The 13,447-nt window shown below is 41.9% G+C and carries 11 protein-coding genes and 2 pseudogenes; 5 read left to right on the top strand and 8 right to left on the bottom strand.

What is annotated here, in order from left to right:
- Positions 1–35: 35 nt before the first annotated feature.
- Positions 36–170 carry a photosystem II reaction center protein Ycf12/Psb30 gene (gene psb30 / locus QUD05_RS05445; RefSeq protein ID WP_199784655.1) on the bottom strand — a complete coding sequence of 45 codons (135 nt, stop codon included), beginning with the start codon at positions 168–170 and terminating at the stop codon, positions 36–38.
- A 226-nt stretch (positions 171–396) separates the two neighbouring features.
- On the opposite strand from psb30, the gene QUD05_RS05440 reads away from it, so the two are divergent.
- From QUD05_RS05440 to QUD05_RS05430, 3 genes and pseudogenes are all read left to right on the top strand, one after another.
- Positions 397–747, top strand: a complete 351-nt coding sequence (locus QUD05_RS05440) for a YkgJ family cysteine cluster protein (RefSeq protein WP_104907911.1) — start codon at positions 397–399, stop codon at positions 745–747.
- Positions 748–909: 162 nt separating this feature from the next.
- Positions 910–1,339: pseudogene (locus tag QUD05_RS05435) on the top strand (TMEM165/GDT1 family protein).
- A 114-nt stretch (positions 1,340–1,453) separates the two neighbouring features.
- Positions 1,454–1,756 carry a TMEM165/GDT1 family protein gene (locus tag QUD05_RS05430; protein WP_104907910.1) on the top strand — a complete coding sequence of 101 codons (303 nt, stop codon included), beginning with the start codon at positions 1,454–1,456 and terminating at the stop codon, positions 1,754–1,756.
- Between the two features lie 34 nt (positions 1,757–1,790).
- Here the strand turns inward: QUD05_RS05430 and QUD05_RS05425 are convergent, their stop codons facing one another.
- Together QUD05_RS05425 and QUD05_RS05420 are read right to left on the bottom strand one after the other, a co-directional pair.
- Complete coding sequence (locus tag QUD05_RS05425) at positions 1,791–2,195, bottom strand: phytochelatin synthase family protein (protein WP_289795194.1); 405 nt, start codon at positions 2,193–2,195, stop codon at positions 1,791–1,793.
- A gap of 200 nt (positions 2,196–2,395) precedes the next feature.
- Entirely contained in the window at positions 2,396–3,322 is a 927-nt protein-coding gene (locus QUD05_RS05420; protein WP_289795193.1) for a cobalamin-binding protein, read from the bottom strand.
- Between the two features lie 449 nt (positions 3,323–3,771).
- On the opposite strand from QUD05_RS05420, the gene QUD05_RS05415 reads away from it, so the two are divergent.
- Positions 3,772–5,991, top strand: coding sequence for a hybrid sensor histidine kinase/response regulator (locus QUD05_RS05415; protein ID WP_289795192.1), 2,220 nt, complete (start codon positions 3,772–3,774; stop codon positions 5,989–5,991).
- A gap of 207 nt (positions 5,992–6,198) precedes the next feature.
- Here the strand turns inward: QUD05_RS05415 and QUD05_RS05410 are convergent, their stop codons facing one another.
- From QUD05_RS05410 to QUD05_RS05395, 4 genes and pseudogenes are all read right to left on the bottom strand, one after another.
- Complete coding sequence (locus tag QUD05_RS05410; protein ID WP_289795191.1) at positions 6,199–6,645, bottom strand: GNAT family N-acetyltransferase; 447 nt, start codon at positions 6,643–6,645, stop codon at positions 6,199–6,201.
- A gap of 193 nt (positions 6,646–6,838) precedes the next feature.
- Positions 6,839–9,853: an L-glutamate gamma-semialdehyde dehydrogenase gene (gene pruA / locus QUD05_RS05405; RefSeq protein ID WP_289795190.1), complete on the bottom strand. Its 3,015-nt coding sequence runs from the start codon at positions 9,851–9,853 to the stop codon at positions 6,839–6,841.
- A gap of 348 nt (positions 9,854–10,201) precedes the next feature.
- Positions 10,202–11,572 (bottom strand): protein kinase domain-containing protein, encoded by a 1,371-nt coding sequence (locus QUD05_RS05400; RefSeq protein WP_289795189.1) that lies wholly within the window; start codon positions 11,570–11,572, stop codon positions 10,202–10,204.
- A gap of 51 nt (positions 11,573–11,623) precedes the next feature.
- Positions 11,624–11,848: pseudogene (locus QUD05_RS05395) on the bottom strand (GUN4 domain-containing protein); the annotation flags it as partial.
- Positions 11,849–11,895: 47 nt separating this feature from the next.
- Between QUD05_RS05395 and QUD05_RS05390 the strand changes: the two are divergent.
- Positions 11,896–12,546, top strand: coding sequence for an HD domain-containing protein (locus QUD05_RS05390; RefSeq protein ID WP_289795188.1), 651 nt, complete (start codon positions 11,896–11,898; stop codon positions 12,544–12,546).
- Positions 12,547–12,693: 147 nt separating this feature from the next.
- Here the strand turns inward: QUD05_RS05390 and cpcF are convergent, their stop codons facing one another.
- Positions 12,694–13,422 carry a C-phycocyanin alpha-cysteine-84 phycocyanobilin lyase subunit CpcF gene (gene cpcF / locus QUD05_RS05385; RefSeq protein WP_289795187.1) on the bottom strand — a complete coding sequence of 243 codons (729 nt, stop codon included), beginning with the start codon at positions 13,420–13,422 and terminating at the stop codon, positions 12,694–12,696.
- Positions 13,423–13,447 lie beyond the last annotated feature (25 nt).

Below are 13,447 nucleotides of genomic sequence, written 5' to 3'. Positions count from 1 at the left end.
TTAACTGTTAACTCCTTAGTCAGCACTCAGCACTACTATAGGTTGCCGTTGCGAAATGCCAGCAAAAAGATTACCACTGGTCCAGCAATTACAATTAGTGCCACGGATAGCAATTGGAAAATAACTTCCCAATTGATACTGGTAAAAGCGTTAAACAAAGAGTCAAACATTTTTCCTTTTCTCCTCCCAATAGTCTTAAAAAATTCAATAACTTAATTAGAAAACCCGAAATCGATCATATATGGCTATGGCTGTTAGATTTAATTTACTTAACAAAATTATAAGAAAAGATATAAAAACGTAAAATAGGGGGATTGGGATTAGGGGAGAGGTGACAGGGAATAATCTGTACCCTATTCCCTGTCCCCTATTCCCTTCTTCAATCCCTAATCCAAAATGTCAACTTGGCAATGTGTAAAGCAATGTGGAGCCTGCTGTAATCTCGACCCAGCAGAGCGTCCAGACTTGGAAGAGTATCTCTCACCACCAGAACTAGAACTCTACCTCAGCATGGTAGGCGAAGGGGGATGGTGCGTTAATTTCGACCATACCACGCGAGAATGTCGCATCTACCCTAATCGTCCGCGCTTCTGCCGTGTGGAATCAGAAGTGTTTCAAGATATGTATGGGGTTGAACCAGAAGAAGTCAACGATTTTGCTATTGACTGCTGTCGCCAGCAAATAGAGGGAGTATACGGCGATCGCAGTTTAGAAATATTACGCTTCGACAAAGCTGTTGGCCTTTGACCAAAAAGCAGGGGAGCAGAGGAGAAGTTGTAGTAAGTCTTTCCCCTCTGCCTCTTCTTTGACACCCAACCCTCCTTTTTTTGTGTGGGGTTGCAATTTATGACAAAAATCTGAGAAAATGATAGAAATATGAAAAGCCCCTAGCAACCCAAACTACTGCTTGTGAAACTTGACTCTGTACCTTTGGAGATTTCTGGCATATCTCACACTGAGATCGAGCTAGAACTGAAAGATAGCAATGATATTAACTTAACTCCCGTGATCGCTCCCTTGGTTCAGCCTGTAATTGCCGATAGTCCTCAAAAGCAGCAATCAGCGCTAGTAGTTTTTGGTACGACTTTTGTAACCATTTTTCTAGCAGAAATTGGAGATAAGACTCAGCTATCGACTTTGTTAATGAGCGCACAATCTCATTCGCCGTGGGTGGTATTTATCGGCTCGGCGGCGGCGCTAATAACCACCAGCTTATTAGGTGTGCTTTTAGGTAGTTGGATAGCCAGCCGACTCAGCCCAAAAACGGTAGAAAAATCAGCTAGGCGTGATGTTGTTAGTAATTTCTATAATGCTGTTTTGGGATGTATTCCAAGGTTAGTTAAAAGTTAGGAGTTAGGAGTTAGAAGTTACTAGTTAAGAATTAGGAATTAAAAGTTAGTAGTTATTCTCCCTCATCTCCCCCTGCTCCCTATTCCCCATTTCCCCTAAATATATGGATTGGCATTTATTAGGACTTAGCTTTATTACAGTTTTTTTATCAGAATTGGGTGACAAAAGTCAGCTAGCAGCGATCGCACTTTCAGGACGTTCTAATTCTCCACGTGCAGTATTTTTTGGTGCAGCAGGGGCATTGCTGTTGACAAGCCTGTTGGGATCGTTAGCAGGGGGTGCAGTAGCCGAATTATTACCTACACGTGTTTTAAAAGCGATCGCGGCTGTAGGATTTGCCATTCTTGCTGCACGCCTGCTGTTATTTAACAATGAACCATCGGTAGATTCTGAGCAAACACCGTAACTGACGTTAGTAATCCCAGTATTCCTTAAGGAGTTTATTCAGAATGGAGAGCGTTCAAGGCGATTTCTGCTGGATGAACCACCCCATTACCTGCTAGATTGACTTTCTCCTTCCTACGAAGCACAATCATGCCACGAGAGCGATTCGATGAAGAATCCTTATCTACGCAAGCGGCATATATGCGCCCAATTGGGCATTTCCAAAACCGGGTATATCGTTTGGGATTTGTATCTGCAATGGTGATTTCTTGAGTTTCCGGTTCATAGTCTGCCAATAAGGAGAAGTGACCACCTTCTAAGCTTGGATTTTCATGAGCAATACGGGTATTGAAGTTAAGAATGTGGACATCATTCTCATCACAAACGGCAGCTTCAACTTCACGTGTGAATGCTTCGAGCGTCATACTGGGTTTATCAAAATGCTCCACCCGAATGGACACAGGTATTTCTTTTCTTTCAATATAAGTTCGACAGGTATCATAAGTTTCTGCTAACTAGCCCTTTCAAGGTGACAAAGGAAGATACGATGTTCCAGTGCTACCACCTTGAATCCTCCGCCCAGATTTGGGGATTTTTGAAGGTCGAAATAACCACTCTTCGTTCCAAATTTCACCACCTTGAAAAGGCTAATCTAGTTAAGTTACAAAACTTCCCAAGCAGTTCCTTTGTAGCCGTATTGAAAAATTTCTGGATGCAAAATTTCTGCCAAAATTTCTAGAGAATCTACCAGTCGCGGCCCTGGACGATTAAAGTAAGAATTGCCGTCAGTAATGTAGACTCTACCAGCCTTGGTAGCATGTAGTTTTTCCCATTCTGGACGTTGAGTTAATAAATTGGCTTCTTTGCGAGTGCGGTTTAAATCAAAGCCACAAGGCATAAAAACAATTACATCGGGATTAGTTGTTAATAGTGTTTCCCACGGCAAGACCGGAGAAGGCTGACCTGTAGCGCAAAATAAAGACTGTCCTCCTGCTAAGTTAACTAATTCAGGAATCCAATTAGCGGCGACCATCAAAGGATCAGTCCACTCGATACAGGCGACAGTAGGCAGTTCATCTAAAGAAAGTCCTTGGATTTTTTGCTGACAAATTTTGACGCGAGCTTCTAAATTTTCTAAGACTTTTACCGAGTCTACACCAAAGATATTGCCGACTCGCTCAATGTCAGCCCAAACATCCGTGAGAATATTGGGTTGTAAAGAAATAATCTGAGGTTTACTGTCAATCAGTGTAGCAACTGCCTTTTCAACATCATGTAAGCTAACAGCACAAACATCGCACTGGTCTTGAGTGAGAATATGGGTAGGCTGCAATTTCTCTAAAACATCTGTTTTGATTTCATAAATACTAAGAGCAGATTGCAATAAATTATTCACTTCGTCGTGAATTTGGCTGCTGGAGGCATCATTATTTAAACGTGCTTGGGTACAAATGGGGCGATTGAGAATTTCTGGAGGGTAATCACATTCGTGCGATCGCCCCACAATAGCATTAACCAACCCTAGTGTCGCTAAAATCTCTGTTCCACCGGGAATCAGGGAAACAATTCTTACATCACTATCTTTCATCGCTCCACCTCCGCAAATGCTTGCCGTTACCTTTAGTTTGGCAGAATTTGAGCCATTAGGTATCTTTCTCTAGGAGAATCAAGGGTATTTTGCTAGTCAGTACTAAGCAAGAAATTGTACTGGAGATTGGGTATTGGGAAGAATCTTTACCACTCCCCAGTTCCAAATTAAAAATACTATACTACTTATACTACTTGATAGTAGAATTACTTAATAGTGAAATTACTTCAAATGCTAATTATCCCCTGGCAAAAATTAATCGTATGAAGTAATAGAAATAATCAGCAAAATCTAGCTTATAACTAATTAGCCAGAATTATAAAATTTGATTAGAAAAATTATACTTTCCGGTTATGAAAAACCCTATCAAGTAATTGTAGTTATACAAAGACAGTTTTACTTTTTCCGTAGAACTGCAAGTCCAAATTATTTCTTCTTGAGGGCAACTAATGCAGGTGGTGTCAGCTAGAGATATTACAGAGCAGAACCAGGCCCAAGAGGCTTTACGAATCAGAGAAAATAGTCGGCGAAAACAAAGCCAGACGCTGGTGCAACTGGCAAGAAGCAAGACATTTCAGCAAGGTAATCTCAATGCCGTATTGAGGGAAATCACTGAAACAGCTGCTCAGACGCTGTTAGTAGAGCGAGTTGGGGTATGGTTATATAATGAAGAGCGTTCAAAAATTGAATGCATTAATTTATATGATGTTAAGACTAAGGAGCATACCTTTGGTAACTCACTTTTAAAAACAGATTTTCCTGCTTATTTCCAGGCTTTAGAAGAGGAACGTACTATTGCCGCAGATGATGCCAGAAACGATCCCAGAACCCAAGAATTATCCGAGTCTTATCTTTCAGTGTTGGGGATCACATCTATACTAGACGCACCAATTTGGCTAGAGGGTCATTTGGTAGGCGTAGTGTGTCACGAACACATAGGCGAAGGTCGCCAATGGACTTTAGAAGAAGAGAGTTTTGCTGGCTCAATTGCAGATTTTGTGACACTGGCTATAGAAGCAAGCGAGCGAAACGTCGTACAGGAAGCACTGCGACAGAGTGAGGCACAATTTCGGGCGATTTTTGAGCGTTCGTCTATCGGTATTGGCCTGATAGATATGAAAGCGCAGATAGTCGATACTAATCTGGCACTGTGCGAGATTTTAGGATATAGCCGAGAAGAGTTATACGGCAAGTGCTTTACAGATTACATTTCCATAGAAAGGGAGGATTTAAAACTTTACAAACAACTGATGTCAGGAATTCGCACAGACTTAAAGAGAACTTCGAGGGACGGTTTACAACCTTCCAACCATCAGAAACAGCTTGTTGAAAGACATCGTATTGAGATAGAAAGACGCTGCCAGCATCAAAATGGTAGCTTAGTTTGGACTCATATCTCTGTTTCTGTTATACCAGGCAGCAATGGTAAACCTGAGTTTTTTCTAGCGATGATTGAGGATATTACTGAACGTAAGCAAACAGAGTTGAAACTACGCGCTTCTCAAGAAGCAGCAGAAGCCGCCAGTCGAGCAAAAACTGAATTTTTAGCAACCATGAGTCATGAGTTGCGGACACCTCTCAATGCGATTATGGGTTTATCACAGTTATTGCAACAAGAAATAGTTGGCTCTTTGAATGAAAAGCAGAACGAATATGTAAGTTGTATATACAGTAGTGGTGAACATCTGCTGGCAGTGATTAACGATATCCTTGACTTATCTAAGGTAGAAGCAGGTAAAGAGGAGCTGTTACTATCATCTTTATCAGTGGCAGATATATGTAATTATGCCATCTGGACAGTGCGCGATCGCGCCTCAGAAAAGGGATTGCAACTCACACATGAAATTGACCAAGAAGCTGATATTTGTATTGCTGATGAGCGCCGCATCAAGCAAATGCTACTCAACTTGCTGACCAATGCGATTAAATTTACCCCAGCAGGTGAAGTATCGCTGGTAGTCAAAAAAGTGCCACAAGGGATAACGTTTACAGTTTCAGATACTGGCATTGGTATAGATTCAAGCCAGTTTCAATTTCTATTTGAACCGTTTAAACAGCTTGACAGCCGGTTAAATCGGCAGTATGAAGGCACTGGTTTGGGTTTAGCCTTGACGCGGAAATTAGCGCGTTTACATGGTGGAGATGTTACCGTGACATCAACTTTAGGAAAGGGCAGTCAATTCACTCTGTTTCTACCAAATTTAGAGCATCCGGGAAATGGGGAAAATGAGACAAATGAGATAGATAAGATAGATGAGACAGAAGAAGAAGCAAATTTTACTTCTTCAGTCATCCCCACAAATAAAACTATTTTGCTTGTAGAAGAAGAGGAAAACACAGCAACAGTGTTGCAAGATTATCTCCACACAATTGGCTACCAAGTCATGTGGATAGATAATAGTAACGACTTTTTGAAACAGGTACAAAGCTTCCAACCAGATTTAGTTTTTTTTGATTTGCAGTTAGTAAAAAAAGATGTTCATATCTGTAATTTGCTGAAAATCCTTAGAAAAGAGCCTTATCGGGAACATTTACCGATTGTAATGACGACCTTTAGCGAACCTTTAGAGGAGGAAATTGCCATGTTGCCAGGTAGCGCTAATGACTACCTTGTTAAGCCAATTCGCATAGTCCAGTTAGAGTCTATTTTGATAAGATATTTTAGCTAATTGCTCATAAAAATGCATTTTTGTATAAACATTTCTGTGAAAAAATATACTATAGCAGTCCTAAATCATTTGTGAAAATTATATATCTCTTTCTTCTTTCTTCCCTTTGCGCCCTTCTCTGAGGAGACGCTGCGCGAAAGCGTACTTTACGGTTCGTTTTCTTATTTATAATTTTTCACGAATCAAATAGGATTGCTATATATAACTTTACTTTAGCTGTGAAAACCTTTTTCTCATTTTCACATGGAGAATACTAGCTTCTTCAAATATTTCTCCTTCTTCTATAAAATCCAGTTTCTTGTATAAATCTTTCACATATTCTTGAGCATGAATCACTACTTCTAGAATATTTTGGTTAGCTATCATCTGTAGGGCATTTTCCATAATTTTCTTACCAATACCTTGCCCTCTAACTGTCGATAAAACAGCTAACCTTTCTATTTTGGCAGTTTTATCATCTAAATATCTGATTCTAGCAGTCCCCACAACTTCCATATTTAAATAAGCAATTAGATGATCGGATATTTCATCTTTGCCATCAAACTCTAAAGCTGGATCTACCCCTTGTTCTTCTTGAAAAACTGATTTTCTAATTGCTTGAATTGCCGGAAAATCTTTAGGTAATTCAGCAACTTTTATAACTAAATTACTCATTAAACTCTCTTTGATGTTAATACCTATTGTAGTTTAATGTGAGTTTGATGCACCTCTCCCTGCTTTGAACGAAAGTGCAAGCCTGTCCCTCTCGTAGTCGGAGAGGGAGGGTTTTACGCAGTAAAATCAGGGAGAGGTGTTTTGATTGTGCAAATTAGACCGATACTATATGAGCCGTGGAATTCACGTTAGTTTAATCTGCACCTTCAATTGGTGCAAAACCTTGACGTTGGATATTTTCTGTAACCGCGCGTGGTTCTAAAAATTGCAGTAAGTAATCAGGGCCGCCTGCTTTAGAACCTACTCCAGAAAGTTTGAATCCACCAAAGGGTTGCCGTCCAACGATCGCTCCGGTAATATTGCGGTTGATATACAAATTACCGACTTCAAATTCTGTCTGCGCTTGCTGAATGTGCGAAGGCGTTCTAGAATAAAGTCCGCCAGTTAAGGCGAAGTTTGTACCGTTGGCGACTGCTAAAGCTTCCTGAAAATCTTTCACCCGAATCACCGCCAGCACAGGGCCAAAAATTTCTTGCTGGGAAATTACCGCATTGGGCGATACTTCACTAAAGATGACTGGCCCGATAAAATATCCTTGTTCGGGTGCTGGTAACTCCAAAGCTAATTGTGATTCTGCCTTACCCTTCTCAATATACTCGCGGATGCGATCGCGGGCATTAGCATCAATTACTGGCCCAACTTGTGTACTTGGTAACTCTGCTTCTCCAATATTTAAGGATTTCGTTGCTTCCACCAACCGCTGCACAAAGGCATCATAAATCGGTTGCAGTACAATCACCCTGGAAGCAGCAGAACATTTTTGGCCGCTGTAACCAAATGCCGACTGTACTACCCCCACAACAGCTTGGTCTAAATCAGCACTTTCATCGACGATAATTGCATTCTTGCCGCCCATTTCTGCAATCACCCGCTTCATGTGCTTTTGTCCAGGTTTCAATGTTGCTGCTTCTGCGTAAATTCGACAGCCCACTTCTTGGGAACCTGTAAAAGCAATCACATGAGTATCTGGATGATTTACCAAATAAGCCCCAACTTGCGAACCCTTGCCAGGTACGTATTGAAATACACCTTTGGGAAAACCAGCGTCTACCAAGATTTCTGTGAGTTTTGCTGCAATTACAGAAGATGTTTCCGCAGGTTTGAGGAGAGTGCAATTGCCCGAAACTAAAGCTGCAACTGTCATTCCACAAGCGATCGCTAGCGGAAAATTCCAGGGAGAAATCACTACAGCAATTCCCCGTGGCTGGTAAATATAACGATTAGTTTCGCCAGGTATGTCGTAATTCACACCTTTATCTAACCGTTCAATCTCATCAGCGTAGTAACGACAAAAGTCTATCGCTTCCGAAACCTCTCCATCGGCTTCCTTAACTGGTTTCCCAACTTCCAAAACTATCCAAGCTGAAAGTTCAGCGCGGCGGAGTTCCATCAAATCACCCGCTTTCCGCAAAATATCAGCGCGTTGTTTAGCTGGTGTTTTCTTCCACCCTGGAAACGCCGCTTTCGCAGCTTGCATCGCCTGTTCCGCTTGTTCGACGCTAATCAACCCAACTTTACCAATTACCTCACTGAACTTAGAAGGATTGAGAGAATCAACAAATTCCGGCGTGTTAACATACTCGCCATTAATCAGTGGTAAATAAGTTTTACCCAACTGTTGACGAACGTTTTGGAAAGCTTGCGCCGCCTTGGCTCTCACCTCTTCCTCAGCGTAATCGGTATCAGCAGCACCGAGGAAATGAGAGTCAGGAGTTAGGAGTGAAGAGCGATGCCCTGAGCCTGCCGAAGGGTTAGGAGTTAAAGATTTTTCTTCTTTGAGAATTGGTGGTGCTAATAATTCCTCAATTGGTCGATTTTCGAGATTTTGGCGTAAAAAAGAACTATTCGCGGTATTTTCCAACAATCGGCGAATTAAATACGCCATTCCAGGCAATAATTCACCGTAAGGACAGTAAACTCTGACTCGATAACCTTTATCAACCAAAGCCTTGGCAACTTTATCTCCCATGCCGTAGAGGACTTGCAATTCAAAGCGACGACGGGGGACATTTAAACTTTCAGCTATGGCAATGGCGCGAGAGTGCGATCGCACATTATGGCTACCAATGGCAGAATAGACACATTGATGATTTTCTAACAACAACTGAGTGATGGTTTCAAAGTTAGCATCAGTTGCGGCTTTATCGTTGTAAACTGGCTGTTTCCAATGCTTTTGGGCTGCTTTAATGGTTTCTTGATCCCAATATGCGCCTTTCACCAAGCGGATTGTCAGAGGATAACCGCGCTGTTTCAACCAGGAAATTAGGTCTTCGGTATCTTGTTCGCTATCACGCAGATATGCTTGAATTGTCATGCCAATATCTGTGCGTTGCCGAAACTCATCTTCTAGTAACAGTTTTTTCAGAATGCTGAGAGTTATGTCCTTATAGGCATACTGTTCCATATCAAAATGCACAGCTGCACCCAACTCTTTAGCACGACGTAAGAGAATCCGAATGCGATCGCTAACTCGCTCCTCACTACCTTTAGCATCTAATGGATCAAATTGGGAATAAAAGGCCGTTAATTTCACAGAAACCTGAACTTTTGGTATCGGTTCGCCATCAGCCTCATCAATCGCCGGAATAACTGCCCAATTCTTCGATGCTTCCACCAATTGTTGCATTAATTCTAGATAGCGTTCTAGATAAGACTGCGCTTCGGTTTCAGTAATTACGGCTTCACCAAGTAAGTCGATGGTGAAAGCCATTTTTTCTTTTCGCAGTCGCTCAACTGTTTTGATGACTTGTTTAATATTTTCCCCAGAAATATATTTATGGGCAAGAGTCTCAACCGCTGTACCAACGGTTGTCGCAGCAACTTGTCCTGGCATGGAGTCGGGATTAGCAAAGTTTAGCATTCCCTTCAAAGCTGTCGGTAATTCTACAGATTCATCGCCTAAATATTCTTGTAAATGTGAGGCAATTTCTGATTTACTGTGCAAAGCAGGTAACGTATCTATAAAGCGAAATAGCTGCACCCGCAATCCAGGGTTACTCATTGCCCAAGCTAGTAATTTATCATCCCAACGGATTTGATCCCGCAGGGAAGAAAANAACGAACGATTTTCCTGCGTTGCTGCGAGAAGTTGTTTAGCAATTTCTTGGGTTTTAGCTTCGTAGGTGCTTGTTTGTACTTGTAATACCACTGATAATAACTCCGTTAATCAAGGCAAGGCTTTTTGTCGAAAGCTTGTGTCTTCTATTTTGACGCTTTCATTTAGCTGTCACCATGATGCGGAATTCGTAATTCCTATACCGTAAGGATTTGATTGATTTTGAATGATAAGCTAAACCACATCTAGTTTGCATATCTAAAATTTATATAACTCTTGTGGGGTGGGCATCTTGCCCGCCGTAATTATGCAATTTAAATGTGGAACAGCTTATAGTTACGCCGTGCATTCTAGGGACTTGCAATTAAAAAATATTCCATTGTAGGGGTGCAAGACCCTACGACAGAGGTGGATTAAATAGATAATAAAATGCTGTAAACTCTACCATGACAACGCACTTAACAATGCCCGCTTAAATTCAGCTGCACTCTTAAAGTGAATTTCTGGCTTATCAACCAACGCCAAATCAATCACCTGCGCTAGGGGTTGCATAATTGTTGCATCTCGTTGGCGAATTGGTATGGGATTATTCTGTAAAACTGCCAGAAAGGGATCGCCTGTGAAGTTGCGGGGGAAACAACCTGTTAGCATATTGTAGAGACAAGCCGCAACTGCCCAAATATCTACCTCCGGTTGGGCATATTTAAAGTTAAGCACCTGCTGGCGCGGCATGAAAACGGGAGTACCAGCTTGAGTACCAGTCAAAGTTTGACCACTTAAACCAGCTAAGTCAAAGGCCTTAGATAAGCCGTAATCACCGATTTTAGCCACCAGTTTTCCATCAATCTTAGTCAGGAAGATATTACTCGGTTTGAGGTCGCGGTGAACTATACCTTTACCTTTGCCAAACTTCCCATCAGCCAGTTTGACATAAGGCAGTTCAACATTGTGGGCATATTCTAAAGCGTCTAAAATTTGCAGAATAATCGGTACTGCAATCTCAACAGACAATCGCCCACCCAGTTGTTGCATGAAATCCCATACAGTACCGCCCTCACAATATTCCATTGTAAAAAAGAAGATAATTTGCGAGAAGCCACAATCCATCAGTTGCACTACATGAGGATGTTGCAAAGCCTTGGTGTTTTCCGTCTCCCGGAGAAACATCTGCACAGCGAAGTCATTCGCCGCCACTGCTGGTAACATCACCTTTAAGGCTATGAACTTGCCAGACTGATTATGCTGTGCTAAATAAACTTCTCCGAATTCACTAGTGCTGAGAAGTTTGACAAGATTATAACCGCTAATTGCTTTGAGGTTGCGATCGCCACTCTTAGCCAAATTCAGAAAGTATTTGATAATGTCTAAGAAATAAGCTTGTTGTACTGGGTTATTTTTGACAGTAACATCGTCAGGGATGAAGGTTGGTAGATTTACTTCATCTGGATGTATTTCTATACTAACTTTGAAGACAGTGTGACCTAAGTTGATTTCGTCGCCTGTTCGTAAGTCATACTCTGGAAACTGTAATTTTACGGCTTCTTCAGCCGTTTGATTTCGTTGGCGTTGTCCGATGTTTTTACCGTTAATGTAAGTGCCATTTTTACTACCAAAGTCCCGCACCCGAATATCAGGAGGATTAATATCCAGTAGACAGTGATAGCGGGAGATGCCCCGATGATTCTCATCATCTGGTAACTGGGGATTGCAATCTGGACTTCTACCGATTATGCAGCTAGTGCGGCAATCAAAAATATATTGTTGTCCTAATAATTGTCCTTGGATAACGGTAAGGATGATTTTAGCTGGCATCTTAACAATAAAAAATTAATGCCCACGATCATAACTTCCCTGTATCAGATATCACAGTGGTGAACCACTCATATCCCGCAAAGTCTCTGAGATTAAATTCGGTTGAATACTGATTACAAATCTTGATGGGAAAGAAAACACCCACAACTTGGTACGGATGTCCTCACAGGGAAAGTTGTCAATATCTTGAGGACGAAACCAGCCTTCCTTTTCTCTTTTAGGGACTACTAACATAACTCGCATCGCCTCTTCATTTGCTTCTTTCCACTCTCCATCTGCATATACTTGTTTTTTCCAATACTCAGAATGGGTATACTGCCTCTATGCCTACAGAAAACTTTATGGATATTTTATTTTATAACTGGCAACACACACTCCAACCCTTTGGCGTTGACCAGGTAGCGGCTGAAAAAGCCTTTAATCTCTTGGTTGAAGCTTATTCTACCCCTGGTCGCTACTACCATACACTGAAACACATTGATCGCGTCCTCAGCACAATTGAGGTTTTGCAAGGTTACACCAACAACCTAGCTGCTGTTCAACTAGCTGCCTGGTTTCATGATGTAGTGTATGACGCTGAAGCTAAAGATAACGAAGAACGAAGCGCAGACTATGCTTTTGAGTTGCTGAGTAATTTTGGTATTCCAGAAAGTATCATAACTACTGTCACCCGTCTGATTCTGAACACTAAAGACCACCAAGCTGCGGTAAATGACTATGATAGCCAAGTCTTAATTGATGCAGATTTAGCGATTTTGGCTACTAACTCAGTGGATTATGAAGAATATGCCCATGCTATTCGTCAGGAATATGGCTGGGTGGCAGAGGCAGATTATATCACAGGTCGTCAGAAAATTTTAGAAAGATTTTTACAGCGATCGCGTATTTATTTTACGCCTTTAATGTCAGAGTTTGCCGAACCATCTGCTCGTGGCAATATCCAGGCAGAAATTCAGTCTTTATCGCCTGGTTAGTTTTACCAAAACTAAGGTCTTGGGAACCAGGACTCCCCATCGGAGAAGCGAATGCAAGAACTAATAAAACAAGGAGTTCTGAAGGCTATCCCCGATGAATTGGCAGAACCTAACACCATACCGCAAGGGCGGTTGGTGTCTGGTAATTTACCGTCTGCCACCACCACGATGAGGTATTTCAGACACTTCAGTATTTTCTAGCTTTCTTTTCGGTGCAAACATTTCTTGATGTTGTTGCTGTTGAATTTTTTGCTGTGCAAATTCTACGCGGGTACGAACTCCCAAATCGGCATCAGTATCGAGTATTTGCTGAAGTTGATTTGTAATCCGTGACGCTTGCTCTGGTAAAGTGACTGCTATGGCTAGTGCAAGTGTTTCTAAACTCGTCACTGCTGCATAACGCACTATCCACTCTGGATCTTGAGAAATTAGTAATAGCGCCTCTAATACCTGAGTCTGAACAGATTCCACTTTCTCAGCAGGGAGTTGCTGCCAGCGTAAAGTGCCTAATCCCCTAGCAGCTGCTCGCCGCACGCTTAAGGAAAAATCGTTTTTTGCTGCCTCTAACAAGGTATCCAGCGCCCGAACATCGCCAATTCCCGCTAAGGCACGGATAGCCCAAGCTCTAGCACTGTAGTTGTAGTCATCAATTAGTTCCAATAGTGACGGTACTGCGGCTTCTCCGATCGCAATTAGTCCATCTACTGCCGCCACTGCTGCCCCTGGATTGTTGTAGCCCAAAGCTGCAATCAGAGTGGGAACAGATTCCTCTATGCCAGCTGCCGCTAACTCCTGAACTGCGTCTAATAAGCGATCCGAGGAGTCTGCTTCTTCCACAGCACGAATTAATATTTGGGCAAGGTCACTGTTATTCATAATAATCTGCCATCAGTCATTAGGG

Origin of the sequence: Nostoc sp. GT001 (assembly GCF_030382115.1) — a bacterium.
Taxonomy (GTDB): Bacteria; Cyanobacteriota; Cyanobacteriia; order Cyanobacteriales; family Nostocaceae; genus Nostoc.
This window is presented reverse-complemented; position numbering and strand designations above follow the sequence as displayed.

Coding starts and splice junctions, on each gene's coding strand:
- psb30 (WP_199784655.1), bottom strand. CDS start 170: ATGTTTGACTCTTTGTTTAACGCTTTTACCAGTATCAATTGGGAAGTT.
- QUD05_RS05440 (WP_104907911.1), top strand. CDS start 397: ATGTCAACTTGGCAATGTGTAAAGCAATGTGGAGCCTGCTGTAATCTC.
- QUD05_RS05430 (WP_104907910.1), top strand. CDS start 1,454: ATGGATTGGCATTTATTAGGACTTAGCTTTATTACAGTTTTTTTATCA.
- QUD05_RS05420 (WP_289795193.1), bottom strand. CDS start 3,322: ATGAAAGATAGTGATGTAAGAATTGTTTCCCTGATTCCCGGTGGAACA.
- QUD05_RS05415 (WP_289795192.1), top strand. CDS start 3,772: ATGCAGGTGGTGTCAGCTAGAGATATTACAGAGCAGAACCAGGCCCAA.
- QUD05_RS05410 (WP_289795191.1), bottom strand. CDS start 6,645: ATGAGTAATTTAGTTATAAAAGTTGCTGAATTACCTAAAGATTTTCCG.
- QUD05_RS05400 (WP_289795189.1), bottom strand. CDS start 11,572: ATGCCAGCTAAAATCATCCTTACCGTTATCCAAGGACAATTATTAGGA.
- QUD05_RS05390 (WP_289795188.1), top strand. CDS start 11,896: ATGCCTACAGAAAACTTTATGGATATTTTATTTTATAACTGGCAACAC.
- cpcF (WP_289795187.1), bottom strand. CDS start 13,422: ATGAATAACAGTGACCTTGCCCAAATATTAATTCGTGCTGTGGAAGAA.